This window comes from Bacillus chungangensis (assembly GCF_030812995.1).
GTDB classification, from domain to species: Bacteria; Bacillota; Bacilli; order Bacillales; family Bacillaceae_C; genus Bacillus_CF; species Bacillus_CF chungangensis.
Genome location: NZ_JAUSTT010000004.1, coordinates 169,384 through 194,783 on the forward strand (window position 1 = coordinate 169,384; position 25,400 = coordinate 194,783).

Here is a 25,400-nt window from a genome sequence, read left to right on the forward strand (position 1 = left end):
CCCCTTTGCAAAATAACAAAAATGACCTTAAGAAAATGTAAAGAAATCGCACACTTTCTTAAGGTCATGCCTGATTAAACAGTAACACCCTTAGATTCAAACCAATTCTATCATGCAATAATATTTAATGTCAAGGCTTTTTTACTAAAATTATTTGTTGAATTTCTTCTTTTTCCCAAAAACATGCTTGTAATAGTTATAAACTTGTTTTTATACGCCTATAGTTTTAATATTGACGTAGGGAGCAAATGAATGTTTCAATATATTACTATTTTAATATATTAGTGTACACAAAAAAGCAATATAACCATCAATGAGGTCAATATTGCTTTTTCATAAAAACTTCCTTATGAAAAACTACCTATAATACGTTTTTTTATGATGTTCTCTAGACAATATCTTCAGACAAAGTAACAATCGATTTTATTTTTTTTGCTTTTAATTGTATTAAATTCTCCAGCTTAAATCCATATAAACATTTCTTCCCATCAGGTGAGCAAGAAATTGGCTCATTTTCTAGCTGTTCGGCTATTACGCTCTTTTTTCCTGTTCGTAAATGATACATAACAAGTTGATAATTTCCATCATAATGATCAATAGATCCAGACGTATAAGGGACAAACGTCAAAAAAGAAGCATTCGAAGACAGCAGGTCATAAAAAGGCACATGCCAATCCGAATATTGTGCTAAATGAGGAATTTGCCAACGGCGAATTTCTTCGTAAGCTTGATTATAAAAACGATACACTGCATAATCTCGATCTTCTTCTAATACATTGATAGTCATTAGAAAGTCTTTAAATGTATCAAATTGGTAAATTTCTTTAAAAACAATATTTTCCTTTTGAATATCGTGAAGCGATGATTTAACAAGAGGAGCAAAAAGATGCGCATTGCTTTGATCCCAACGCTGTGAAAGAAAAACATCTTTTCCAAACCATTTAAGAAACGGCTGCGTCATTTCTACTGAATCAAACGTTTTTGTTGCTAGATTCAAGTGATACACATCGTAAGACCAATCTTCATAAAAAGCCGTAATAAAAAGGTTGTCTTCGTTAATAGCATTCCAAGCAATTTCCAGCTCACTTGACTCAACTTCTGTAGAATAAATCATATTCCCTTCCAGATCGAGAAAATATAAATTCGCTGTATATGTCAAAGGTGCTGTCTGAATAAGAACACGATGATGGGAAGGACTGACCCGTACGTCATTTATTGGTTCATCAATTGAAAACAGCAGTTCTTGCTTTCCGTTATACAAGTGGTAAGTATATACTTCAGAACGAGCAGCATCTTCCTTTATGTAAATAATCGTATCATTATTTAACCAGCCTGCGATACGGTTAAACTGTGATTTGTCCAATTGAAGCTGCTTGATCGGTTTCTCTTCATTAAGCTCTTGGTTTTTCTCTACTTCTGCTTTTGAATCTTTGTGGACTAATTCACTTTTTTGCCGATAGCATCCCGAGGTAATCAGCAAAAAAAGAATCAGCAGTATAAAAAAAACTATTTTTTTTGACGTATTCTCCATCCCATCATCACCACCTCGCTTATAAACTCCACACTTATTAGTACGTTTATATGTCAAAAATGTTTCATTTTTATTAAAAATAGATAAAAAATGAATCCCATTAGAGAATTTTTTTCAAATTTATTGACAAATGAACGCTTCTAAGCTGGTTAAAGTATGAGAAGTCTAATTTATTTTATAAGTGACGGTCTCATTTCTTTACATTTAAAAAGATGCGATTTTCAGCAGAAAAACAACCTGCGATTTTCATCGCAGATTGTCTCTTTGCCTACTCTATTAAACTTTTAAGCTGTACAAGCTATTGTCATAAACTCAAGCTAGAATTTCTAGAGCATTCGCTCCTATTTATACACAGTAAGATTTCATATCTATTCCTTCGAATCTTCACTGCTGTTTACATTCGAATCCTTTTCATAGAATCGGAGAAGATCACCGTAAATTATCTTATCAGAATAAGCAAGTTCAGTCATCGCTTTTTCCCTATACGGGTCACATAACTCTTGATTTTCTACAGGTTCTTCCGTTTCTTTAGAATAACAAACATTGTCGGCATAAACATAATCTTTTGTCACAAAACGTCCATCACGGAAGGCAACAAAGTCACGATGTCCATCTGAAAGCAAATCTTCACCGAATTGAATATCTTGTTTCGTATCAATTCCTAGTAGATGTAAAAGTGTTGGGCGAATATCAATTTGTCCGCCTACTTTTGAAATTACCTGTCCTCTTCCTTGATCAGTTACACCAGGAATATGCACAATGAAAGGTACTTTTTGCAACTGTGCACTCACATATGGTGTTACTTCTTTCCCAAGAAACTGGCTCATTGCTGCGTTATGATTTTCAGAGATGCCATAGTGGTCGCCGTACATTACGATGATAGAGTCTTCGTATAGACCTGCTTCTTTCAGTTTCTCAAAAAATTCTTTTACCGCTTCATCAGTATAACGAACCGTCGCAAAATATTGGTTCACAGTACGGCTGTTTGAATGATATTCTCCAATAAATTTATCTTCTTCCTCTTCAAGTTTGAAAGGATGGTGATTTGTTAATGTAATCATCTTTGTGTAAAAAGGTTTTTGCATTTCTTTCATATGCTCTACAGACTGATGGAAAAATGGAATATCCTTTAATCCCCAGCCAACAGTATTGTTTTCATTAATATCATAATCTGTTGCAGAATAGAAACGTTGGTAACCTATCGCTTCATACATAATATCCCGATTCCAAAAGCTCTTATTATTCGCGTGCATCGTAGAAGTAAAATAGCCGTTGTTATTCAGCTTTTCTGCCATAGATGCATACTCATTGCCTGAATGAGTGAAGAAAACCGCTCCTCGGCCTAATGGATATAGGGAATTTTCAAGTAAAAACTCTGAATCAGATGTTTTTCCTTGACCTGTTTGATGATAAAAATTGTCAAAGTACAGACTATCTTTTATCACTTCATTTAGAAAAGGAGTGATCACTTCGCCATTCATTTTTTCGTTAATCACAAAGTTCTGAGTAGATTCCAAAGTAATAACGATTAAATTTTTCTCTTTTGCAATCCCAAAATAATCTTCGTTTGGTTTGACATATTGAGCACGTAGATAGTTCTCGATATCCGCTAGTTCACTGCCATCGGCCATTGCACGTTGTGCAGACGATTTGGACTGAAGAAAGATATCATAAAGATGATAGTTGTATGTCCCAAGATTTTTTACTAGCATTTCCCTATCGAATGTCCGAGTTAATAGCTGTGGCCTCTCTGTCTCTGCCAAGCCAACATTTAAAAACAGAATCGCAGTTGCGACAAGAAAATAAGCACGGCGGTTTATCTTTGAAAACCCTTTGAAATGAATAAATGCCGGCTTAAATTTATTTAACAGCACCAACAAAATAACATCCGCAAAATATAAAATATCAAGCAAATGCATTTCTGTCGCAGCACTATCCTTTAAATCAGCAAAATTACTTGTTTGGAATAAAACTGGCAACGTCAAAAAATCGTTAAAGAAACGATAAAAGACAATATTCCCGTAAATAACAAAAGTAATGATAAAGCTTAATATAATGACAAATCTACTGCGCACTTTATCATTTTTAAAAAACAAAGCAAGCCCAAAAACTAGCAGCAAGAAACTTAATGGATTAATAAACAAAATGAATTCTTGCATACTGTTTTCTATTTTAATATTAAAACTTGTCTTATAAATAATATACGTTTTCAGCCAAAGCAGAACTGCTGCCAGTAGTGGAAAGGCAATGGCTGCTCTTTTTAACTTACCCATTCATTTAAACCCCCTTCTTACTGTCCCCTTGAAAAGCAATAGTAAGAATTTTAAATTTACATTTTTTAGGATTATCTACTTCAGTCAAGAATCATCTTAATACTTTTTTAACAAAAATGCAAACAAAGATTCATTGCTAAATATGTAGAATGATCTGGCAAACGGGCTTTTCTACGCTTAAAAAGGCGCTTTTAGAATGTCGAAACAAATTTATTTACAACTTTGGAAATAACATCTTTTTAACATTTACATCAACTTATCTTTACTTTGCTTACTTTAATAGACGGATAATGCCAAAAAAAGTTTCAACTTTATTTACTAGTTGGTTGATTATTTCAAAGAGACTTGCCCAACTAGTTTGTGAGATTGTATTGGCAAGTACTCCATGGCATCTCAACTAAAATGTGACAAATTGATGAAATGAATCCTTTTCTAATGAAATCGCTCTATTAAAAATAAAGTTGAAAAAAGCTTTCTCACACCTATGAAGAAAACCTTTCTTATTCTATTATAAAATATACTTAAAAAGAACTAAAAACGAATAACAAAAGCTAGATGAGAAGTGAGAGATTGAAATGATAGCCAATTCTTTTACCAGGAGCTATGCTGTACTAACCAAGCAGCTCCAACGACGCCAGCATCATTTCCAAGACTAGCAATCGACACATGAGACGATTCTCTAACTGTTGAAAAAGTGAAGGCAGAGAAATATTTTTTTACAGGGTTCAACAAAGTATCTCCTGCTTTAGAAACGCCCCCGCCTATGATGATCGCTTCAGGGTTTAACACATTGCCTAAATTTGCAATCGCAAGTCCCAAATAAAAAGCAAAGCGATTTACGATCTCTCGTGCCAGTTCATCTCCTGCTCTCATAGCATCAAATACATCTTTAGCACTAATTTCCCTTTCATTTATCATGATTGTTTTTAATACGGAAGCTTTATTAAATGAAGATAGTTGATCTTTAGCAATACGTACGATGCCTGTTGCAGATGCTACTGTTTCTAAACAGCCTCTTTTTCCACAATTACATTGATAGCCTTCGAATGGGTCAATTGTCATATGACCAATCTCTCCTCCAGCACCTTTGATGCCATGAACAACCTGTCCATTTGTAATGATTCCACCGCCAACACCAGTTCCTAAGGTAACACAGATTAGATCTTTGGCACCTTTTCCAGCTCCTGTCCACATTTCGCCTAATGCTGCACAGTTTGCATCATTATCCAATATAACCGGCAAACCAACAGCCTTTGCTAAATTTTCTTTAAGTGCATAGCCTTCCTTCCAACCTAAATTCACAGCCTCAAAAACGATTCCATTTTCATGATCAATCGCACCTGGTGCACCAATTCCAATTCCAAGGACATTTTTTTTAGTTTGATTCATTTCTGCTAACTTTTCTTGTAGTGAATAAGTAATATTGGGGACAATTCTCTCGCCATTATTCGTAATATCAGTAGGAATTTCCCATTTTCTCAAAATGAAACCTTCTTCTGTTAAAAATGCTAACTTTGTCGTTGTTCCCCCTAAATCAATTCCGATTAGCCATTTATCCATCTTTTTTCTCTCCAATTATGTTTGTCTCTTTAGAACGCTCTGCACGCAAAATCAACATTGCTTGTTGAAATGTTTCGATTTCCAACAGCTTTGCTTCGTAAAGCTCTCTTATCTCAGATTCCATTAATTCAATATCAGCAAGCCGCTTGCCAATATAAATAAAAATACCGTATCTTTTTAAAAGTTGTTGAACATCATAAAAATTTTTCATAGCAATCCCTTTCAAACAGTCTTTCTGAATAATTGTAATCATTATTGTCAATGTACCATACCTCATTTAATTTGAACAATGTACTTGTATTTGGATATATAATGACAATTATTCATCCAAGCTTAACTAGATTCACTTTTTTAACGAGATTACTTCTAGTAGGGGCATGCTACCTGTTAAACATGGTCTTCTGTTAATGTTTTCGTCTCCAAAGCTTCTATGTCACGCAATAATGCTCTATAGTGTTCTTTATCAGATAGTTCGATTGCTTTTAAAACATAGGCTTTCGCCTGTTCAAATTGTTGTTCTTCGAAATGAATATACGCTAAACTAAAGTATGCTTCATGGAACCCCGGCTCCATTTCAATTGCTTTCATTAAATGGGCTTTCGCATCCTCCGTTTTCTCCAGCTGATATTCGCTATGAGCCAAATAAAAATAAGCCAATGAATTTCCTTCATGTTTTTCTAAATAATTGGTGAGAAGGTCATAAGCCTCTTCATAGTTGGCTTCTTTTATCTGCTTATCAGCAAGTGCATACACCATTCCATTTTTCCAGCCATTGAAGCCTAAAAATAACAGGGCTGCCGTTGTCGCAATTGCGAGCAGCAAGAAAGATATTTGCATACGGAAGCGCCGTTTTTTTGGAAAATGAACAATGCCAGTTGCGATAAAACCACCAACTAATCCCCCAATGTGCCCCGCATTATCAATACCGGGAACTGTAAAACCGAAAAATAAATTAATGATAATCAAAACAATGACATTCATCCCTATCGTTCGAAAAAATAGCTTCGGATATACGACACCTAAATAAAGGAGTGCTCCAAAGCAGCCGAAAATAGCTCCGCTCGCTCCAGCAGATAACTGACTTGAAAAAACAAAGCTTGCAATCGTACCCATGATGCCTGCAAAAAAATAGATGATTAAAAAACGTACACGTCCAAACATTTTCTCAACGGCTGTCCCTAAATAAAAAAGGGCAAGTGTATTCATTACGAGATGAAGCAGACCAATATGCAAAAACATCGGAGTGATAAAGCGCCACCACTCTCCTTCTACAATTGCGATATTAGATTTGGCTCCAAATCGTATTAATGTTTCTATGTTTTGACTTCCACCCATTACTTCCATTAATACAAACATCAGCAGTTGAATCGCAATAAACACATAGGTGAAAAAAGGTTTCCCATATTCAAACACTTGTTTCTCCTGCTTAGACTCAGAGATTGCCTTCGCTAAGACTGCTTGCTTTACAACCTGTACTTCTGACTCTTCATAATCCATTTTCCATTCGAATTCCAGTTGCCGCTGTATGTATTCTGCTACTTTTGCAAGCTTCTCGTCGGTGTTTGCACGATCCACTAATACATTGTATAGTTTTGTTTTTTTATTAATGAGTAAAGGGCTATGAAGATACTGTTCATATTCATCAACAGGAGGATATGTACTAATATAAATATTCATGATGTTTAATTCTCTTTTTAACAAATGCTTTCGCAACTTATCACTTTGATATCCGACAATTTGAATATCTCGCTTTAGCCTGTTTCCCCAATCAAGATCGTGCCTTAAAAGGCGGATAACCGGCATTTTTTTATTTGAGAGATTTTCTAGCCATAGTTCTTTTTTTTCTTCGTTGAAATTGATAAGCCGATAGTTATTTTCTACTGAAAAGAAATGGGCCAATCTCCAAAAGACATAATCTTCTCGAAAGCTCACCCTGCTCCCTACCTTCTCCTTTTATTTCCTTCATCTATCACCGAACACTTAAAGTTGCTTTTCCAAGAAATCAGATTGGAATCAAATATTTTATTCATGCAGCAGATACTTATTTTTTACTATATCTAAACTTAACAATCACTGTAAAGAGGAACGTCTGCTAACTTTTTAGGAATACTGTAGAAAATTGCATCACTAACCATGGCTAGAAAAGCACACACGAAACGACCTGATGCAGCAGGTTGTTTCGTGTGTGCTTAAAAAACTAACTAAATGGTCAACGTTCTTCATTGTACGACAAAGATTAGCCAAATGTTCTCGATATCAATAAATTTCTCATCCCTGGAATCGCCATCGCTGCCCTAACTGCGATATTTCTTAACCAGTAAAAACCTAATACACTGTTTAATATACGATAACGATATCGATAAACAGTGGAGAGAAATAAGATTAATATGATCCATTTTGTCCAGCTGTTTCTCATGATGTCATCCCTCCTGTCACTAGTTTGTGAAACAAAAAGGAATTTATCCAGCTATAATAAATTATTTTCATCTAATTAGATGTAGGATAAAGAATCGATTTTTCTGTCATAATTGTTTGTACAGGGATATCATGGTCTTCAACAGGAAGCTTTTCCACGACTTGAAAAGAAAATGCTAAAGAAGCTGTCTTTCCAGTAAAGGTGGTTAAATATCGATCATAATAACCGCCTCCAAAACCGATCCGAAATCCATTCTGACAAAAAAGCAAGCCAGGAACAAGCAATAGATCAATTTCTTTCTGAGCAACAGCCTCTGTTTCTTTTTCAATTGGTTCAAATAAATGATAATAAATCTTTTCTAGCTGAGTAAATGCAGTCAAAACGCGAAAAGTCATCTCCTTTGTAGATGGCTCGCATTTCGGAACAACGATCCGTTTCCCCAACTCCCAGCCTTTGCGAATAATTTGCCACGTATCAACTTCCGGCTTCCGAGAGATCGTAATACCAATCGTTTCCGCATCCATCCACATTGACTGTTTAAAAAGCTGATTTGCAATCATATAAGAATATTGTTCATATTCAGGCTGTTCAAGAGCAGCTAATTTCTCTTTCATCTCATTACGCAAATCTATTTTTTTCATCAGTATCAGCCGTTGCCAACCACTTATAAGGAAATATTCTATCTAGTCTAGCTTTCCCTATTATGTTACTTTGGCAAACGGTTTTCCTCCTTATTTTTTCAAAAACATGTCCTACCATCACTATCATACATTAAATCTTATATTTAACTCCATCGATTAACTATTCTTATTAATCTGATAATTAATCTCGTTTTGGTGTTCATTTAGGACTTAGTTAAGTTCATTAAAAAAAGCAAGTGCAGGTCTTGCCAGGAGCAGTAATAACAAGCATCCTGGCTTTTTATCGACCTTATTACTTCGTTTCGCGATGTAATGTCACGTGTTTTTCTCTTGGACAATATTTTTTGAACTCAAGGCGATCTGGGTTATTACGTTTGTTTTTTGTTGAAATATAGTTACGCTCACCACATTCTGTGCACGCTAATGTAATATTCACACGCATGTCTTTCCCTCCAAACTGTAGCTTTATTAAACTTCACATACGACTTTTCTATGATAGCATTTTTATTTAGTAAATGCTAGTCTGTTTTCATCACTTCTGTACTGCAAGATAAGAGCAAATCATTGGCATAGACAAGCGCCATGCACTCCATAACCTCATTAGGCCAAAACGCTTGCTCAAGATTACCTAGAAGATATTGTATCTTTATGCTATAAATAAGATACCTAATATACTTCGAGGTGAAAAACATGAACACAGTCATTATCGTATTAATAAGTATTGCTATTTTATGCTTTTTGCTTTCTTTTCTGCAAAAAAATCGAGTGCAAGTGATTGAGAATGAACTGGAGGAATTATCGCTAAAATTTTTAGAAGAAAACTATCAATTAAAAAAAAGAATGAAAGTATTAGAGGAAGAGCTCCTATTAGATGATCCAATTTTTTTGAAAGGAGCTTCCCGTAGAGAAAAAAAAGAAATCAATCAAATATTAATAAATCAAGTCATTGCTTTATATCACCAAGGGTTAGACTATGAACAAATTGCAAAACAATCATCCTTATCACTTGCGGAAGTGACACAAATTCTCGATGCATATGAGCAGTGAACAATAAGCTGATTAGAAAGTGAGCGTTAAATGATGAAGAAAACGGCTATGAGAGCATTTGGGGCAGGAATTCTATTTTCTGTCATTGTCTTATTAAGTTATCAATATTTTTTTGAAAAAAAACCAGCCGATATGAAAGACCCAGCCATTCAAACTTCTGCACAAAAAGAGATCAAGTCATTAAAAAAACAGGTGAATGAGTGGAAGGGAAAATATGAAGCGTTAGCGAAGGAGCAGGATAAATTAGAAAAAGAAGATGAAATCACAAGTGTTTTTAAATATCACCTCCTGATAACAAAAGGAATGAATTCATCGGATATTAGTGAGCTGTTGGCGAAAGCAAAAATAATCGAAGATGCGGATGCATTTAATACGTTTCTTGGGGAAAAGAATTACCATCACAAAATTCAAATCGGTGAATATGAGCTGACTAGTGAGATGAGCATGGAGGAAATAGCTGATATGATTATTGGCAAAAAAGCGGAATAATTTATTTCTTAGCAAAAACGGGAGCCGTAATAGCTCCCGTTTTTAATTAAGTTTATTCTGCTTCTTCTACCTGTTCCTGTCCTAAGTTGCCGCGCGTAAAATACGCTTCCAGCACCCTTTCAGAAATATGTTGATTGATGCGATTATTATTTCTCCCTTGGTAAGCCCATGGCACAACCACCGAAATCGCAACTTCTGGCTGATCGTATGGGGCATAGCCAGCAAAGGTTAAGTTATTCGTTTCTACTAGTCCTTTATACTGGTCTTTTTTCGGGCCATCGTAAAATGCTTCTGCCGTTCCAGTTTTGCCAGCTGGATTGTTGTAGACTTCTTTTTTAAACCAATTTCTTGCTGTTCCATTTGAACCAGTAACGACACGGCGCAGTCCGTCTTGAACACGCTCCACCCATTCATCGGGAGCATCAAGGCGATTTAACACTTTAGGACTGATTTCTTGCACAATTGGGCCAAGCTCATCTTTTGAGTTCGTCGGTTCCCGGATTTCCTTTACAAGGTGCGCCTGCATCCGATTGCCGCCGTTGGCGATCGTTGCTATATACTGCGCTAATTGCAGCGGGGTATACGTATCATATTGGCCAATCGAAAAATCAAGGATTTTCCCGATATCATATGGCCCGCGAAAACCTGTCTGTTCTCCTGGGAGATCAAGACCAGTAGATGTACCAAGGCCAAAATCGTTAAAATAAGAACGCATGACTGTCAGTGTGTCTTCTTCGACTTTTAAAGAAAGTCCTGGTCTGTATTGGCCTTTTCCGATGCGGATCGCTGTTTGATACATATACACGTTGGAGGAACGCTCAAGCGCTTCTAAATCCGTTAAAGAGTATGCAGCTCCTTTGTTAAACAAAGAACTCTTTGTTGGTGTTCCTTTAATATTCATCGCTTGGTCAACGATCACATCGCGCGGCTTAATTCCACCGGTCATAAAACCAGTTAAGATCGTGGCACCCTTTACCGAGGAACCAATTGCATACGAGGTCGTAAAATTCCCAGTCGCAAAGTCGAAAAATTCCATTTTTCCTGTTTCTTCATTGTATGCATACTGCTTACCGGCAAGGGTTAATATTTCTCCCGTATACGGATCCATTAAAACAACGAATGCACGATCTAGAAATGGAGCTGATCCTTTGCTTTTCGCATTCAATAATTCTTCTTCAATGATTTTTTCGACCTCAATTTGCAAATCCATATCAATCGTTAAAACAAGGTCTTTGCCTTTTTTTCCTTCATGGACAACTTCAGTGCTTAATACATCTCCAGACTTCGTGACGTTTTTCACTTTTTCTTTTTGTCCATGCAGTACATCTTCATATTGCCGCTCAAGGTAGCTTTTTCCAACCCGATCATTGCGATTGTATTCGCGTGCTAAATAATAATCGACCATTTCTCTCGGCAAACCTTCCTTTGAAGACGACACACTTCCTAAAATAGTCTGTAATGTTTTCTCAAACGGATGGTAGCGATCCCAGTCTGTCGTGACATCCACACCAGGAAGGTCATCGAGATGTTCGCTTACGATTGCAAATTCTTCTGCCGTTACATCTTTATTTTTGACAATTTGCGGTGTTAACGGGTAGCCGCTATTAAATTCACGATAGATGGCCAACACCTTTAAATCCTCTTCCGTTAAAGTATTGATTTCTTCCTCGGTCACGCGATCCGCTTTGATTTTATAAATTTCTCCCGTTTTTAAGTCTTGATCTTTTAGCTTCTGCTCTTCTTTAGCTGTCATTTTCTTCTTGGCTTCCTCCGGATTGATGAGCAGCCAATAATCTTTTTTATCTCTTTCTGTAATTTTATCCGTTTCAAGTGTAATATATTTTGACAAATCTTCTGCAACTTTTCTGATATCCTCAGCTTTAATGTTATTTGGCCTCGTATACGTAATTGCGTTCAATGGTGAATTGCCAACTACGAGCTTCCCATTTCGATCAAAGATTTCTCCTCTCGGCACTGGGATATTTACGGTTGTATCTTCTGTTCGCTCAACACGTCGTTTATAATCTTCGCCTTTTACAATTTGGACAACACCAAGGCGCAGCACTAACAATGAAAACAAAATAAATACAACAAAAAACAGCATGTTCATCCTAAATGGCACATGGTTTTTTTTCTTTTTTTTGCTTTTTTTCAATGCAGACAGTCCTTCCTATAAAACCTTCTTTTCCTATTGTAAAAGAAAAGAAAGTATTTTTCTATAGATAGAAGGACGCAGCTGCATCTTTATTGAACAAATGTTAACAAACAGATGGTAAATGAATTTTGCGAATGAATAAAAACGCGATGATATGGCCAATGCCTGTGATAAGCAAAAATATAGGGATGCTTTTCTCTTCATGAAAAAAGGAAAAGGAAACGATAAATGTGAGAACGGAGATAATTCTGCCAAGATTTAAAAACATTTCTCGAACAACAATGTACTCAATGCGCATTTCTGCTGCTTTCCACCCTTTGCCGATCACATCATACGTAATCGAAGTATAAGGAACCAAAAAAATGGGGTATGCGATGGCAATCATGACGCCATACAGCAAAAAGCGCGTATACGTTAATTCAAAAATAATCATGAATATAGCTGCATATAAAAGAAGCGCTCCAAACAAAATTGCTTTCTTTCTTGTTTTTTTATGAATATATGTTGCAGCCAATAAATAGAAAATAAATGCTACAGCTGAATGAACGAGCCCATATGTCCCAAGCGATAATTCACTCCCCGTTGAAAGAAAGACAAGGACGGCAATAACAAAAGAAAAACTTCCTTCACGCAAGCCTTGAAAAAAATGAGCAGTTGTCACATAGCGCCAATTGGCGTTTCTTTTCCTTTCTTTTAAAATATCCCAAAAACAGTATTTCCCATCCGCTCCTCTTCTCTTGAGAAAGAAGCTGCATAACACTGCAGCGGCAAATAGCACTAGTGAGAGGGCGAAAATGATCGTGTAACCAGTGTTAGAAGCAAATCTTGAAATAATAAAACCTGCTAAAATTGGTCCAATCATTCCACCTACAGAAGTTAATGTACCAAGAAAACCATTAAAAAAATCTCTCGTTTCCGGCTCCGTAATCTCAAAAGTAAGTACATTAAAAGCCAACCAATAGAAACCGTAGCCGATCCCTAGCAAAGCTCCTAGCACAATTAAAAACTGTGAAGCATGTGTACCAACCAACAAAACAGATAAATAAAACAGCGTCAAAAAAATGACGCCAATGCGCAAAACAATGACTCTGTCAATGATTTTAGCCCACCTGCCTGCAAGAATAAAGGTAAGCGGGTGAAAAATAACAATGGTTAAGTTATAAATTGCCAAATCTAAAAAATTTTCCGATTGCTTCCATAAATAAATATTGACGAATGTATTAGAAAGCGCAATACTGAAAGCATACAATCCACCAATTAATAACAATAAACCTAAGCCTTTTGTTTGCTCAATCTCTCCTAGCCATTTTCTTAAAATCGTCATGATGAACTCCCCTTTTTCATTCTTTCTTATCGTTTGAAAAAGGACTCTGTTTATACATAAAAAGACGAATTGCCTTAATTGGCAATTCGTCTCGTATCATTTCTTTATTTATTCGCAGCATAGCGTTTTGCAACTTCATCCCAGTTGACAACGTTCCAGAAAGCTGCGATATAGTCAGGACGGCGATTTTGATATTTTAAGTAATACGCATGCTCCCACACATCTAAGCCGACAAGCGGTGTTTTTCCTTCCATAATAGGAGAATCTTGGTTTGGAGTACTCATGATTTCTAATTCGCCATTGTTTAAAACGAGCCAAGCCCAACCAGAACCAAAACGAGTAGCTCCCGCAGCAGCAAATGCTTCTTTAAATTTGTCAAAGCTGCCGAATTTTTCGTTGATTGCATGAGCAAGCTCACCAGTTGGTTCGCCGCCGCCATTAGGAGATAAAATAGTCCAGAAGAATGAATGGTTTGCATGTCCGCCGCCATTATTGCGAACAGCAGTACGAGCGGATTCAGGAACCGCATCTAAATCTGCAATTACTTCTTCAACAGATTTATTTAGCAGCTCATCGTGTCCTTGAAGTGCTGCATTTAAGTTGGTTACGTAAGTATTGTGATGTTTTGTGTGATGAATATTCATCGTCTCTTTATCAAAATGTGGTTCTAATGCCTCATATGCATAAGGCAATTGCGGTAATTCAAATGCCATTAAATGTTCCTCCCTGCTTTATATTTTTATCGAAACGTCTGAATCAAGCGTGATTCAGTATTTTTCACTATCTACAGTATCAAAATTGAACAAACCAAGCAAATGATTTGTCCTCCTTCCATCTTATTTTTTGAATGTCAAACTCCTATGCATCTAAAAATTTTGCGGGATTCAAATTTGCATCTCTCACTTTTTCTAGTGACAGATTTTCCGAACGAGAAAGCCCATAAAGGGCATTAGCCTGTCTTTAGACACGGGATTAGCAATTGTCTGAAAATGTGCTATATTTTAAATAGGATAAGGATACAGTCCCTAACACCCGTCATGTCAAAAACGCTAAAACGCCTTTGTGTTCATTGAAAACCTGGATATAGTATGAGGTTGGATAGCCGAACTCACGCTATCTGTAAAACGATATGTGTCATCAAGAACAAGACGTGAAAATATTTAGAACACGCAATAAGCTAACTCGTTTGGTAACAGAACGAGTCCCGTATCTGCTATATGCACTGGATGACACACCGCAACCTTGCACGTCAACCGTAGTAGAAATGCACTCGGTCTCTGGTAGCAAGGATCCCACAGACGTTAGTCTACTTGTGGCTTTAGACGTGGGAGTGTCAATCAATATGCCTGACACCAAGAACAGCTTCCGCAATATTAGAGGCGTGATCGCCAATTCTCTCTAAATTACTAATGATATCAACAAAAACAATCCCTGCATGGCCAGTACACATCCCTTCGGTCGAACGTTGGATATGCTGTTTTCTCAACTTTCTTTCTGCCCGATCGATTAACTTTTCTTTTTCCATTACTTCCTTCGCCAGTAATATATCTTGCTGATCCAGCGCTTCGATAGCATACTCAACCGTTTCAATGACGAGAGAAAACATTTCATTAAGATCCTGCATCGCATGATCTGTCATTTTTACTTTGTGAGATTGTATGTATTCTACACGTTCTAATATATTTTCAAAATGATCCCCAATTCGTTCAATATCACGAACAGTATCCAACATCGTATTATGTAAAGTTGATTCTGAAGCGGACAAAGAACTTGATGAAAGCAAAATAAGATAGTCTGTTATTTTTCGATCTAAATTATTGAGTGCATCTTCTAGTTGATAAGCCATTTCGGCATGTTTTTGTTGTTTCGTAGTTAAAAACAAGCTTGATTCCTTTAATCCTTGAACCGCGAATTCCCCCATGCGAAACACTTCTTCTTTTGCTTGTCCAAGGGCAATAGAAGGGGATTGGTGGATAAACATTGGATCTAAATGCTTCGGTTTATATGTAACGATTGCATCTTCCCCAGGAATAAGCTTTGTTGCTAGAAAAGCCAACACACCAATGAAAGGCAATTGCAACAAAGTATTTGTTATATTAAATGTACCATGAGCAAACGCAATCGTCATTGCTGGCACCAGGTGGAAAATCCGCTGTAAAAATTCAATAAAAGCAGTAAAAGGAACCAACGCGATAATAAAAACAATCGAACCAATTAAGTTAAACAATACATGAACAGCAGCCGCCCGCTTTGCTGCGACACTGGCTCCAATCGCCGCAATGATCGCGGTAATGGTAGTTCCGATATTATCCCCAAATAAGACTGGGAGAGCAGCACTCAAATCAATTAATTGCTGTTGATACAAACCTTGAAGAATTCCAATCGTTGCACTCGAACTTTGAACGATAACTGTAAAAACTGTTCCAATAACAACTCCCAATAAAGGTTTATCACTCATACTAACCGTTAAATCTTTAAATGCCTGCAAAGAGTGAAGCGGCCTCATGCCATCTCCCATTAATTCAAGGCCATAAAAAAGAGCGCCAAATCCAAATATGATCTGACCAAAATGTTGCAACTTTTTATTTTTGACAAAAAACAATATAATGGAACCAATTGCAATAATTGGAAGTGAATATGCGCCAATATCGAAGCCGATAATAAATGCAGTAACAGTTGTTCCAATATTCGCCCCCATAATAACACCTATTGCTTGTCGCAATGTCATAAACCCTGCACTAACAAGACCGACCGTAATTACCGTTGTAGCCGAGCTGCTTTGAATCAGTATCGTAACCGCAACTCCGGCAAACACACCCATAATTGGATTTGTCGTAAACCTGTCTAAAATATCACGCAGTTTATCGCCTGCAGATTTTTGCAGCCCATCCCCCATCCTATTAATTCCGTACAAAAAAATACCAAGCCCACCCAAAAATTGAAAAAGCATTTGTTGGACATCTAGTTCCACTTGCTTTCGCCTCCAAGCAACTTTTTTCGACAGGATTTTTTTAACATCTTTTATTATGATGAATTTCAAGAGAAGAGTAAAGCGATATCTTTTCATTGACTTACAAATGGAAACAATTATGATTAAAATGGAGTTTATTTAAAGGGTGTGTTATCGTGAGTATTTTCAAACAGTTTATCAAAAGTCTCTATTCACCTAATGATATTGCAAAATATCGCTATCAAAAAATTGGAAAAACAATCCTTTATGTTTTCTTTCTCATGTTCATTTCTGTTATCCCATTTGTTTATCATTTTGGTGTTTTAACATTAGAAATTGTAAATGAAGGTCGAGAAGTTGTCGAAGAAGAGCTGCCGCCTTTCTACATTCGCAATGGAGAGTTAACTTCTGATTTACAGGAACCATTAACAATACGAAAAGAGAAGATTACATTTATTTTTGATTCTACTGGGACAATGACAAAAGAAGCTGCGGAAAGAAAAACAAATGTCATCGCCTTATTAAAAAATGAATTAGTGGTGACATCTACCGGAGCTAATACGCAATCCTTCTCCTATACAACCATCGGAGAGATGTCGAATGAAACGATTGTTTCTTTTTTCGATTCGGCAAAAGGAGCTATTTGGATTATTATACCAATTATTTTCATTGTTTTTTATACTTTGGTTTCTGGTATAGGTTTTCTTAAAATTACTATTTTTTCCTATCTTGCCCTGCTATTAGCAAAATTATTTTCAAAGCAGCTTGTATATCGTCATGCTTGGCGAATTACAGCATATTGCATGACATTATCAACAGTATTTTTTATGATAATGGAATTTATGCAAATTGTCTTTCCTTTCCATCTTTATTTAGATTGGTTTATTATTACCATTATGATGTACTTATCCATTCGGGAAATTCCAAGCCCAAAAGTCAAGAGGTAAAGAATGTTTCCAGCTTATTGATAAAGTGAAGCTTCCATCAGTGGGGGTTTTCTCTCATCCCCTACTGATAAGCAGTAGAACAAAGGCTAAGATCGCAACGTCCTGTTGCAACGCCTTTGTGACCGACATCCTGTCGGCCCGAACCAATCGGACATTTAACTTTCAGTTATCCCCCACCTAGACTTCTAGATTACTCTAACTCTTGAGGTGGGGGTCTTACTGCCAGTTAGATGTGGGATAAAAAAGTTCAATTAATGAAGAAGGGGCTGATCTCAAAAGTCATTTTTATGGCTTTTGGGATCAGCCCCTTTCGGTTTCATTGGCTTCAGCTAACTTGATCTATAAGCCGAACGAGCAAGTTATAAACCCATTGCGTCGGTTTATTGACCGAATATCATTATCGCCTCCACCTGTTTTATTTTAGGAACTTATTAAACAGTCCCTTTTTGTCATATTCATAAATGGACAAGCATATGCATGTATAAATAGAAGAATCTCTAATCTAAAACATTCTCCATTAATTTAATCTCTTAAATACTCAGCTGTGGCGAGAAAAAGCCACTTCCATTCAACACTTCTATTTTAAAAGAAAAATCCTGACTTTACTAAATAAAGAACTCGTAAAAAAATACTGTGCCTTTTTTACAAAAAAAGTAAGGAGTGTCTATGATGAAAAAAATCATTGCTTTTCTGCTAACAGCAACGATTGGCTATAGCATTTATCATGATATTACGAATGGAACGCTGGAAGTTCATTCAACAAATAAAACACTGCAGGATAATACAGAAATAGAAACCTCTCCTTTCATTGCTATTGCTGTTCAACCTGGGGATACGGTGCTTTCAGTTGTAGAACAATTACAGCAAGCTCCGCTCTCTGCTTCGATTTCTCAAGTCACAAATGATTTTATGCAGTTAAATAAAGGGACGCGTCCAGAAGATATTCAAGTCGGAAAAACCTATAATTTTCCAGTTTATCTGAATGAAGAAGATTGATGTTATTGTTTGTTTTTGCTCCTCTCTCTCTCCATCTTCCTTGTCAATTGAACCTTACTATTGATACAATACTCATGAAGGGTTGCCCAACAGCCTTAAATATCCAAGTACCACACAATCATTGCAGCTGAAAACAATTTTAAAAATTTGTATTAACAATGGCATTGCACCAAGTTTTTCAGCTGTCTATTGGTTTTAGTCTATATAACGACTTTATTGGTGCATTTATTTTTTAAAAATAAGAACCATTACTTCACATGTAGAAGGAGAGAACTACCCGTGGGTGAAATCATACATCGTTCAAAAACACGCCCTGTCAAAGTCGGAAATTTGACAATTGGGGGCAGCAATGAACTTTTTATTCAAAGTATGACAACAACAAAAACACATGATGTCGAGGCAACTGTGCGTGAAATAGCACGCTTAGAAGAAGCGGGCTGTCAAATTGTCCGTGTGGCATGCCCTGATGTGCGAGCGGCTGATGCAATAGCAGATATTAAAAAACAAATCAACATACCTCTTGTTGTCGACATTCATTTTGACTATAGACTTGCCTTAAAAGCAATTGAAGGCGGAGCGGATAAGATTAGGATTAACCCAGGAAATATTGGAAGCAGGGAAAAAGTAGAAGCCGTAGTCAAAGCCGCAAAAGCAAAAGGCATCCCGATTCGTATAGGGGTTAATGCAGGCAGCCTTGAAAGAAAAATTATTCAAAAATATGGCTATCCTACTGCGGACGGCATGGTGGAAAGCGCTCTTTATCATATCAAAATACTAGAAGATTTGGACTTTCATGATATTATTGTGTCGATGAAAGCATCTGATGTATCTTTGGCAATTGAAGCATATGAAAAAGCAGCAAAAGCATTTGATTATCCACTTCACCTTGGAATTACCGAATCTGGAACACTGTTTGCAGGAACGGTGAAAAGTGCGGCTGGACTCGGAGTTATTTTAAATAAAGGCATTGGCAATACATTGCGAATATCATTAAGTGCTGACCCAGTAGAAGAGGTAAAAGTTGCGCGAGAATTATTAAAAGTTTTTGGTCTTTCATCAAATGCCGCAACATTGATTTCTTGTCCTACATGTGGACGAATTGAAATTGATCTTATCAGCATTGCGAATGAGGTAGAAGAATACATTCAAAAAATCAAAGCCCCATTAAAAGTTGCAGTGCTCGGCTGTGCTGTGAATGGTCCTGGTGAAGCACGAGAAGCAGATATTGGGATTGCCGGCGCGCGAGGAGAAGGATTGCTTTTCCGCCATGGAAAAATTGTGCGTAAAGTCCCTGAGGAGATTATGGTAGAAGAATTGAAAAAAGAAATTGACATCCTTGCAGAAGAATATTTTCAAAAAAAAGCAGCTGAAGAAGCTGAGGCACAGTCCTAAACGAAAAACCACAGAGAGAAATGCATCTTCTGTGGTTTTTTGTTCAAATTTAATGACATAGAAATGGAGGAGCAAATGGAGACAACAAATGTCTTGGTCTATAAATATGGTGGGAAGCTGCATTACCAATGGGCTGTTTCCATCATAAGACATACAGATGATTATATCATTGGCTATGGAGAACCTGGAAGAAAGTTAGTACATCATACTAATGGAGAGGTGTACCATTGTCATTCATACTCAATAGAATTTTTCCCTTTTAAAAAATGGTTTACAGTACATATTGATATTGATGAAAATGGTGCAAGTGAATATTATTGTAATATTTGTATGCCGCCTACATTTTTAAAACAACATATAAGCTTTGTTGATCTAGACTTAGATATCATACGGAATGTAGAAGGGACTTGGTCTGTTGTAGATGAAGACGAATTCAATACTAATTCTGTTAAGTTAAAATACCCCAAATATATAAGTGAAAATGCCCAAAAATCCTTAGATGATTTATTACATCATATAAAAGAAGAGAAGTTCCCATTTGATGGATTTTTCGATCAGTATATAAATTAAAAGAATGTATTTTATAGAGTAAATTTTCAATCAAGGGGCCCTTATCCGATTTTTTTAAAAAAAGAGCACTTTTTCTTCGTTCGATATATTGTTTGTCACAGCTTTCTTAATCCTTCAGTTATCTCCTTCTAGCGCTTCTGCTTCTTACGCTTCATATATAAGGCGGGGGATGCATTTTGTTACTCAGTACAAGAAGGGGCTGCCTATAAGGCAGTAAACCTGACTTACAGGACAGCCCCAGCCTCTTGTTATTTTCAAAATGCTCCCAAGTTTTGAAAAAAACACTTTCTGCTATTTTATGTTCGAAGAAAAGGGAGAATAAACAAGCCGAGAATCAATGCAAATGCACCGATTACGATTGATGAGACTCCTAATGTGGCCGAACCTCTTCTGCGAGCAAAGAACCCTAAGATGACGCCAATCGCTCCCAAAAATACTGGCCAAAAAAAGAGGGCAAGGATAGAAATGACCAAGCCGGTATAGCCCATTACCCGGCCATTGCCTTCGTCTCCTACTTCTTCACGATCGTTGTTATCACGAATGGAAGTAGGCGGTGGTGCCATTTCTGTTGCCATTTCTTCATTATATTGCCGATCTCGTCTCAGTTCTTCTTGTTCATTACGATGAGGCGAGTCCTCTTTTGAGTTGTTAGAACGCGAGTTATTATTCATACAATCCCCTCACTTTCAAAAGTAGGGAGCGTTATTATTGTGTACGTCTTTTTCGTAAAATAAAGATGTTAATGTTTAACACCTTTTTGACTATTCGCGTCAACAGGCAATAAATATGCTACAATTTAATTATGTATGAAATAGTCTGCTAAAGCCCAAAGCCTTACATTCATTTTATGAACAAATAATCGGTGGCTTTTTTAAAAGAGAAGGAGTAGATATACATGTTAAAAAGAGTAGGAATTGATATAGATGGTACGGTTACTTGCCCCACCTCTCTGCTGCCATTCATCAATGAAGCATTTAAATTACAGCTTTCACTCAATGATATCGTTGAATACGATTTAACAAAAGCAGTCAAAGTATCTCCTGAAACATTTCAGGATTGGTTCCTGCAGGCGGAGCCTACCATATATAAAGAATCTCCTCTGGCTGAAGGGGCGAAGCAAATTTTAGATAGTTGGAAGGATCTTTTTCAGCTGTATTATATTAGTGCAAGAAGCAGCCAATTGCTAGAAGTCACAAAAAATTGGTTTAAGCACCATAATATTGCATACCACCATATAGAGTTAATTGGGACGCACGATAAGATTTCAACTGCCAAAAAACATGAAGTAGATTTATTTTTAGAGGATAAACATGATAATGCAGTAGCGATCCATGAAGCACTAGACATCCCTGTTATTCTCTTTGATACACCTTACAATCGCGATCCAATTCCAAACGGTGTTATCCGCGTGCAAAATTGGCAGCAAGCGAATCAGTGGGTTACTCGGCTGCTTGAAGCCCAGTCTATATCATAGATATTTATCAGAAAGCCGTATGAACATATTTTTCATACGGCTTTTAATGTACGCAAGCAGGGCAAGTCCCATAAATTTCAAATTTATGTCCCGAAACATCATATCCATTTAAATCTTCTTCTAGTAAAGGCATTGGGCACGTATGAATCGCTTTTGTACAACCACACTTCAAACAAATAAAATGGTGATGATGTGTGTTCGTTCCACAAGTAAATCGAAAATGCATTTCACCGCTAAGCTCTGTTTCCTCCAAAATTCCAAGCTCTGAAAATAAAGACAGGTTCCGATAGATGGTGTCAAAGCTTAAACCAGGATAATCTTTTCTCATTTCTTCTAAAATTTCTTTCGCTGTTAAATAACGATTGTGATCAGAAAAAAGTTCAAGCATTTGCTCACGTTTACTCGTTTGTTTGTAGCCATTTAATTTCAGTGTTTCAATTGCTTCGGAAACATTCATATCTCCACACCTCGTTTTATTTTTACAGAAATGCCGCTGCGTATACGTTTATAGGCAATAGCAAGCAATAAAATGAAAATAGCTATCATCACAATCGTGCCGCCTGGTGCAAGATCTAAATAAAAGGCGCTTATTAAGCCGCCAAGCACAGACACTTCCCCAAAAAGCACAGACAAGCATAATGTTTGTTTAAATCCTCTTGCAATTCTCATACTTGCTGCTACAGGCAGCGTCATCAAAGAAGAAACTAACAAAATACCAACAATTCTCATAGATGCTGCAATGACTAAAGCGACCAAAATAATAAAGAGAAAATGAATGGTTCGGGCAGCGATTCCCGAAGCTTTTGCATGTTCCTCATCAAAGGACAATAAAAAAAGCTCTTTATACAATAATACTACGGTCGCAACCACAAGTACACTAATGGAAATAATAACATATAAATCAGTACGGCTTACTGCACTAACGCTTCCAAATAAATAATTCAATAAATCTGTATTAAAACCATCTGCCAGCGAGATAAAGATCACTCCTATCCCAATTCCTGCGGAAAGGATGATAGGAATGGCCAGTTCTTGATAATGCTTGTAGATCATCCGAAGCCGTTCAATAAATACCGCTCCCACTACGGAAAAAGCTGTTCCAATATAGACAGGGTTTAAACCTGCAAATAGTGCAACTTTTTTACTTAACAAGAGGCTCGCAGCAATTCCAGACAAAGTAACATGACTTAACGCATCAGCAATTAATGATAAGCGGCGTACAACAATAAAAGCCCCTAAAAAAGGTGCGATCAAACCGATCAGCATACCAGTTAAAAATGTATTTCGTAAAAACTCATATTGGAAAATTGCTGTGATCATCATTTTCACCCTCTTTCCTCATGATGATGCTTTAACAAATGGATATCATGATTGTAAAAGGAAGCTAAATCTCCTTGCGTCATTTCTTCAAAATCCTCCGTCTTCCCATGAAAATGCAAATGCTTATTTAAACAAGCGACGTGAGTAACTTTATTCGTAATTGTTCCAATATCATGGGTGACAAGAATTAATGTCAAATTTAAATTTTTGTTCAATTGTTCGAGCATATCATAAAATGCTTGCACATGTTTCGCATCAACTCCAACAGTCGGTTCATCGAGAATCAATACATCTGGTTCACTGACTATAGCGCGTGCAATAAACACTCGCTGCTGTTGTCCTCCTGATAGTTCACCTATATTCCGGTAAAGAAATGCTTCCATGCCAACGGATCGAACAGCTTCTATAATGATTGATTTATATTTTTTTCCAATAAACCGAAACAGCCCAACTTTTTTTGTTAGGCCACTGGCAACGACTTCATATACTGTTGCTGGAAATCCAGTATTAAAAGAATTTGCCTTTTGAGAAACAAAACCAATCCGATCCCAATCTTTAAATTTCTCCTGAGGACAACCGAACAAAGAAACGGTTCCTTGCTGTGGTTTTAACAGCCCAAGTATTATTTTCAATAAAGTTGATTTTCCAGATCCATTCGGTCCGACTAGGCCAAGAAATACTCCTTTCGGAACAACAAGGTTAATATCCTCCAACACATTTTCGCGTTCATAACGAAAGTATACTTGGTTAACAGCAATAGCTGGTTGTTCGTTCATGTGAAAGCTCCACCTTTTGATAAGAATGATTACGATTTAGAACATTTTGTAGTATACATGACATTGGCAAAAAAGTAAATAAGTATGCTTCGCCAAATAGTGTACTGGATTTATCCTGTTATAAGAGAACACGTCGATTCAGAGTGAAACATTCCCCATTTCTTGAATCAGGAAGAAGACATTTTACGTCAAGACGAAAAAAACCGACTAACCAGATTGGCAAAATTTCATTGCATTTACTGTCACATTATTCTTGTCCGCATCATATCTTTCCAACGAGGAGGGATATGCATGAAGTTGGTACAAAATATGGTCAATTACAAAATGAATATGATTACTGCAGATGAACTATTAAAGTATGCAAAACAATTTAATGTTGCTTTAAAACAAGAGGATGCTGAAAAAATCGCCGCTCATATCCGCGGTAAAAATATTAATATTTTTGATCATCAAGAGCGTGCGGCTTTAATAAAAGATGTGGCAAAAATAGCAGGTCCGCACATAGCGAAAGAAATCAACCGTATTATCGTTCAATTTAGCACTTAATTGGGGAGGGAAACTAAAGAAGAGCAGATTGGGAGGCAGTTTGCTCCCTCCCTCATTCTGTTCCTTTTACGCTTGGTTGACAATCTTCTCAAGTAATGTCTTATCAAACTCTTTCTTTTTAAGCATTTCAATTTCAAATTTATAAGGCGGCTTTTTATTTTTTTTATCTTCTCCAACGTATGGCGTTTCCAAGATTTTAGGAATATCTTGCAACTGTGGATGATGTACAATATCTTTTAATGCATTAAAACCAATATGCCCAAAACCGATATTTTCATGACGGTCTTTTCCAGCGCCGCATGCATTTTTACTATCGTTAATATGAAGCACGTTTATTCTTTCTAACCCAATTATTTTATCAAATTCCTCCAAAACACCATCAAAATCATTGATAATATCATAGCCAGCATCATGTGTATGACATGTATCGAAGCAAACAGATAACTTATCATTGTGATGCACGCCATCGATAATCAAAGCAAGCTCTTCAAATGTTCTGCCACACTCAGAACCTTTGCCAGCCATTGTTTCTAGAGCAATTTTCACTTTCTGATTAGAAGTAAGCACTTCATTCAGACCTTCAATTATTTTTCGGATGCCTTTTTCGGCTCCTTCTCCAACATGAGCACCAGGGTGAAGGACAATTTTATCTGCTCCCAACGCCTCTGTTCTCTCTATTTCTGAGCGAAGAAAATTGACACCTAATTCAAATGTACTGGGATTGACTGAGTTGGCGATATTAATGATATAAGGAGCATGGACAACAATATCCTCAATCCCATTTTCTTTCATATGTGCCTGTCCTGCTTCGATATTTAAGTCTTCAATCTTTTTTCTGCGTGTGTTTTGTGGAGCTCCTGTATAAATCATAAACGTATTTGCACCATAAGAAGCAGCTTCTTCACTAGCCCCTAACAGCATTTTTTTCCCACTCATAGAAACATGAGAACCGATTTTTAACATGGTCTAACATTTCCTCCCCCGTCGATTTCA

Annotated in this window: 25 protein-coding genes; 8 read left to right on the plus strand and 17 right to left on the minus strand. The window is 36.7% G+C overall.

The genetic code is table 11. The features are described 5' to 3' along the window. Nucleotides 1–388 precede the first annotated feature (388 nt). The 8 genes from J2S08_RS05065 to rpmG all read right to left on the minus strand — a co-directional run bounded on the left by J2S08_RS05065 (nt 389) and on the right by rpmG (nt 8,863). The gene (locus J2S08_RS05065; protein ID WP_307227264.1) at nt 389–1,531 is read right to left on the minus strand and encodes a YqgU-like beta propeller domain-containing protein; all 1,143 of its coding nucleotides are present in this window, start codon (nt 1,529–1,531) and stop codon (nt 389–391) included. A gap of 368 nt (nt 1,532–1,899) precedes the next feature. After that, nucleotides 1,900–3,804, minus strand: coding sequence for an LTA synthase family protein (locus tag J2S08_RS05070; protein WP_307227266.1), 1,905 nt, complete (start codon nt 3,802–3,804; stop codon nt 1,900–1,902). A 591-nt stretch (nt 3,805–4,395) separates the two neighbouring features. Continuing rightward, a complete protein-coding gene (locus tag J2S08_RS05075; RefSeq protein ID WP_307227268.1) occupies nt 4,396–5,364 on the minus strand; it encodes an ROK family glucokinase in 969 nt (322 codons plus the stop codon). Continuing rightward, complete coding sequence (locus J2S08_RS05080; RefSeq protein ID WP_307227352.1) at nt 5,357–5,617, minus strand: YqgQ family protein; 261 nt, start codon at nt 5,615–5,617, stop codon at nt 5,357–5,359. The genes J2S08_RS05075 and J2S08_RS05080 overlap by 8 nt, the downstream gene beginning before the upstream one ends. Nucleotides 5,618–5,751: 134 nt before the next feature. Continuing rightward, a complete protein-coding gene (locus J2S08_RS05085) occupies nt 5,752–7,296 on the minus strand; it encodes a rhomboid family protein (RefSeq protein WP_307227269.1) in 1,545 nt (514 codons plus the stop codon). Between the two features lie 304 nt (nt 7,297–7,600). Next, nucleotides 7,601–7,780: a hypothetical protein gene (locus tag J2S08_RS05090; protein WP_307227271.1), complete on the minus strand. Its 180-nt coding sequence runs from the start codon at nt 7,778–7,780 to the stop codon at nt 7,601–7,603. 71 nt (nt 7,781–7,851) lie between these two features. After that, entirely contained in the window at nt 7,852–8,421 is a 570-nt protein-coding gene (locus tag J2S08_RS05095) for a 5-formyltetrahydrofolate cyclo-ligase (RefSeq protein WP_307227273.1), read from the minus strand. 292 nt (nt 8,422–8,713) lie between these two features. After that, on the minus strand, nt 8,714–8,863 hold the full coding sequence (gene rpmG / locus J2S08_RS05100) for a 50S ribosomal protein L33 (RefSeq protein WP_307227275.1): 150 nt from the start codon (nt 8,861–8,863) through the stop codon (nt 8,714–8,716). A gap of 248 nt (nt 8,864–9,111) precedes the next feature. Here rpmG and J2S08_RS05105 point away from each other — a divergent pair, with 248 nt between their 5' ends. Both J2S08_RS05105 and J2S08_RS05110 read left to right on the plus strand, forming a co-directional pair. Then, nucleotides 9,112–9,468, plus strand: a complete 357-nt coding sequence (locus J2S08_RS05105) for a hypothetical protein (RefSeq protein WP_307227276.1) — start codon at nt 9,112–9,114, stop codon at nt 9,466–9,468. Between the two features lie 30 nt (nt 9,469–9,498). Beyond that, entirely contained in the window at nt 9,499–9,957 is a 459-nt protein-coding gene (locus tag J2S08_RS05110) for an endolytic transglycosylase MltG (protein ID WP_307227278.1), read from the plus strand. Nucleotides 9,958–10,009: 52 nt separating this feature from the next. Here the strand turns inward: J2S08_RS05110 and J2S08_RS05115 are convergent, their stop codons facing one another. From J2S08_RS05115 to J2S08_RS05130, 4 genes are all read right to left on the minus strand, one after another. Continuing rightward, nucleotides 10,010–12,112, minus strand: a complete 2,103-nt coding sequence (locus tag J2S08_RS05115) for a peptidoglycan D,D-transpeptidase FtsI family protein (protein ID WP_307227279.1) — start codon at nt 12,110–12,112, stop codon at nt 10,010–10,012. 103 nt (nt 12,113–12,215) lie between these two features. Next, the gene (locus J2S08_RS05120) at nt 12,216–13,436 is read right to left on the minus strand and encodes an MFS transporter (protein WP_307227281.1); all 1,221 of its coding nucleotides are present in this window, start codon (nt 13,434–13,436) and stop codon (nt 12,216–12,218) included. A 104-nt stretch (nt 13,437–13,540) separates the two neighbouring features. Continuing rightward, nucleotides 13,541–14,149, minus strand: coding sequence for a superoxide dismutase (locus J2S08_RS05125; RefSeq protein ID WP_307227283.1), 609 nt, complete (start codon nt 14,147–14,149; stop codon nt 13,541–13,543). 620 nt (nt 14,150–14,769) lie between these two features. Next, the gene (locus J2S08_RS05130; protein ID WP_307227284.1) at nt 14,770–16,407 is read right to left on the minus strand and encodes a Na/Pi cotransporter family protein; all 1,638 of its coding nucleotides are present in this window, start codon (nt 16,405–16,407) and stop codon (nt 14,770–14,772) included. Between the two features lie 155 nt (nt 16,408–16,562). Here J2S08_RS05130 and J2S08_RS05135 point away from each other — a divergent pair, with 155 nt between their 5' ends. From J2S08_RS05135 to J2S08_RS05150, 4 genes are all read left to right on the plus strand, one after another. Next, on the plus strand, nt 16,563–17,333 hold the full coding sequence (locus J2S08_RS05135) for a DUF1189 domain-containing protein (RefSeq protein ID WP_307227286.1): 771 nt from the start codon (nt 16,563–16,565) through the stop codon (nt 17,331–17,333). Between the two features lie 669 nt (nt 17,334–18,002). Further along, nucleotides 18,003–18,329 carry a hypothetical protein gene (locus J2S08_RS05140; RefSeq protein ID WP_307227288.1) on the plus strand — a complete coding sequence of 109 codons (327 nt, stop codon included), beginning with the start codon at nt 18,003–18,005 and terminating at the stop codon, nt 18,327–18,329. A gap of 288 nt (nt 18,330–18,617) precedes the next feature. Further along, nucleotides 18,618–19,721, plus strand: a complete 1,104-nt coding sequence (gene ispG, locus J2S08_RS05145; protein ID WP_307227354.1) for a flavodoxin-dependent (E)-4-hydroxy-3-methylbut-2-enyl-diphosphate synthase — start codon at nt 18,618–18,620, stop codon at nt 19,719–19,721. 75 nt (nt 19,722–19,796) lie between these two features. Then, complete coding sequence (locus J2S08_RS05150; RefSeq protein ID WP_307227290.1) at nt 19,797–20,291, plus strand: DUF402 domain-containing protein; 495 nt, start codon at nt 19,797–19,799, stop codon at nt 20,289–20,291. A gap of 296 nt (nt 20,292–20,587) precedes the next feature. On the opposite strand, the gene J2S08_RS05155 is transcribed toward J2S08_RS05150, so the two are convergent. Beyond that, nucleotides 20,588–20,962 (minus strand): DUF4190 domain-containing protein, encoded by a 375-nt coding sequence (locus J2S08_RS05155; RefSeq protein WP_307227292.1) that lies wholly within the window; start codon nt 20,960–20,962, stop codon nt 20,588–20,590. Nucleotides 20,963–21,186: 224 nt separating this feature from the next. Between J2S08_RS05155 and J2S08_RS05160 the strand changes: the two genes are divergently transcribed. After that, nucleotides 21,187–21,765, plus strand: coding sequence for a 5' nucleotidase, NT5C type (locus J2S08_RS05160; protein WP_307227294.1), 579 nt, complete (start codon nt 21,187–21,189; stop codon nt 21,763–21,765). 43 nt (nt 21,766–21,808) lie between these two features. Here the strand turns inward: J2S08_RS05160 and J2S08_RS05165 are convergent, their stop codons facing one another. From J2S08_RS05165 to J2S08_RS05175, 3 genes are read right to left on the minus strand one after another with little or no spacing between them, the layout of a single operon-like run. Continuing rightward, a complete protein-coding gene (locus J2S08_RS05165) occupies nt 21,809–22,222 on the minus strand; it encodes a Fur family transcriptional regulator (protein WP_307227296.1) in 414 nt (137 codons plus the stop codon). After that, complete coding sequence (locus tag J2S08_RS05170; protein WP_307227298.1) at nt 22,219–23,085, minus strand: metal ABC transporter permease; 867 nt, start codon at nt 23,083–23,085, stop codon at nt 22,219–22,221. Before J2S08_RS05170 ends, J2S08_RS05165 begins: the two co-directional genes overlap by 4 nt. Before the next feature lie 5 nt (nt 23,086–23,090). Next, entirely contained in the window at nt 23,091–23,861 is a 771-nt protein-coding gene (locus J2S08_RS05175; RefSeq protein ID WP_307227300.1) for a metal ABC transporter ATP-binding protein, read from the minus strand. A 291-nt stretch (nt 23,862–24,152) separates the two neighbouring features. Between J2S08_RS05175 and J2S08_RS05180 the strand changes: the two genes are divergently transcribed. Then, entirely contained in the window at nt 24,153–24,407 is a 255-nt protein-coding gene (locus J2S08_RS05180) for a DUF2624 domain-containing protein (protein WP_307227302.1), read from the plus strand. A 66-nt stretch (nt 24,408–24,473) separates the two neighbouring features. Here the strand turns inward: J2S08_RS05180 and J2S08_RS05185 are convergent, their stop codons facing one another. Continuing rightward, on the minus strand, nt 24,474–25,370 hold the full coding sequence (locus J2S08_RS05185; RefSeq protein ID WP_307227304.1) for a deoxyribonuclease IV: 897 nt from the start codon (nt 25,368–25,370) through the stop codon (nt 24,474–24,476). Nucleotides 25,371–25,400: the final 30 nt, after the last annotated feature.

What these genes read in the sequence shown, in the direction of transcription:
- J2S08_RS05065 (WP_307227264.1), bottom strand. Translation starts at nt 1,531, where the DNA reads ATGGAGAATACGTCAAAAAAAATAGTTTTTTTTATACTGCTGATTCTT.
- J2S08_RS05070 (WP_307227266.1), bottom strand. Translation starts at nt 3,804, where the DNA reads ATGGGTAAGTTAAAAAGAGCAGCCATTGCCTTTCCACTACTGGCAGCA.
- J2S08_RS05075 (WP_307227268.1), bottom strand. Translation starts at nt 5,364, where the DNA reads ATGGATAAATGGCTAATCGGAATTGATTTAGGGGGAACAACGACAAAG.
- J2S08_RS05080 (WP_307227352.1), bottom strand. Translation starts at nt 5,617, where the DNA reads ATGATTACAATTATTCAGAAAGACTGTTTGAAAGGGATTGCTATGAAA.
- J2S08_RS05090 (WP_307227271.1), bottom strand. Translation starts at nt 7,780, where the DNA reads ATGAGAAACAGCTGGACAAAATGGATCATATTAATCTTATTTCTCTCC.
- J2S08_RS05095 (WP_307227273.1), bottom strand. Translation starts at nt 8,421, where the DNA reads ATGAAAAAAATAGATTTGCGTAATGAGATGAAAGAGAAATTAGCTGCT.
- rpmG (WP_307227275.1), bottom strand. Translation starts at nt 8,863, where the DNA reads ATGCGTGTGAATATTACATTAGCGTGCACAGAATGTGGTGAGCGTAAC.
- J2S08_RS05105 (WP_307227276.1), top strand. Translation starts at nt 9,112, where the DNA reads ATGAACACAGTCATTATCGTATTAATAAGTATTGCTATTTTATGCTTT.
- J2S08_RS05110 (WP_307227278.1), top strand. Translation starts at nt 9,499, where the DNA reads ATGATGAAGAAAACGGCTATGAGAGCATTTGGGGCAGGAATTCTATTT.
- J2S08_RS05120 (WP_307227281.1), bottom strand. Translation starts at nt 13,436, where the DNA reads ATGACGATTTTAAGAAAATGGCTAGGAGAGATTGAGCAAACAAAAGGC.
- J2S08_RS05125 (WP_307227283.1), bottom strand. Translation starts at nt 14,149, where the DNA reads ATGGCATTTGAATTACCGCAATTGCCTTATGCATATGAGGCATTAGAA.
- J2S08_RS05140 (WP_307227288.1), top strand. Translation starts at nt 18,003, where the DNA reads ATGAAAAAAATCATTGCTTTTCTGCTAACAGCAACGATTGGCTATAGC.
- J2S08_RS05150 (WP_307227290.1), top strand. Translation starts at nt 19,797, where the DNA reads ATGGAGACAACAAATGTCTTGGTCTATAAATATGGTGGGAAGCTGCAT.
- J2S08_RS05155 (WP_307227292.1), bottom strand. Translation starts at nt 20,962, where the DNA reads ATGAATAATAACTCGCGTTCTAACAACTCAAAAGAGGACTCGCCTCAT.
- J2S08_RS05160 (WP_307227294.1), top strand. Translation starts at nt 21,187, where the DNA reads ATGTTAAAAAGAGTAGGAATTGATATAGATGGTACGGTTACTTGCCCC.
- J2S08_RS05165 (WP_307227296.1), bottom strand. Translation starts at nt 22,222, where the DNA reads ATGAATGTTTCCGAAGCAATTGAAACACTGAAATTAAATGGCTACAAA.
- J2S08_RS05170 (WP_307227298.1), bottom strand. Translation starts at nt 23,085, where the DNA reads ATGATCACAGCAATTTTCCAATATGAGTTTTTACGAAATACATTTTTA.
- J2S08_RS05175 (WP_307227300.1), bottom strand. Translation starts at nt 23,861, where the DNA reads ATGAACGAACAACCAGCTATTGCTGTTAACCAAGTATACTTTCGTTAT.
- J2S08_RS05180 (WP_307227302.1), top strand. Translation starts at nt 24,153, where the DNA reads ATGAAGTTGGTACAAAATATGGTCAATTACAAAATGAATATGATTACT.
- J2S08_RS05185 (WP_307227304.1), bottom strand. Translation starts at nt 25,370, where the DNA reads ATGTTAAAAATCGGTTCTCATGTTTCTATGAGTGGGAAAAAAATGCTG.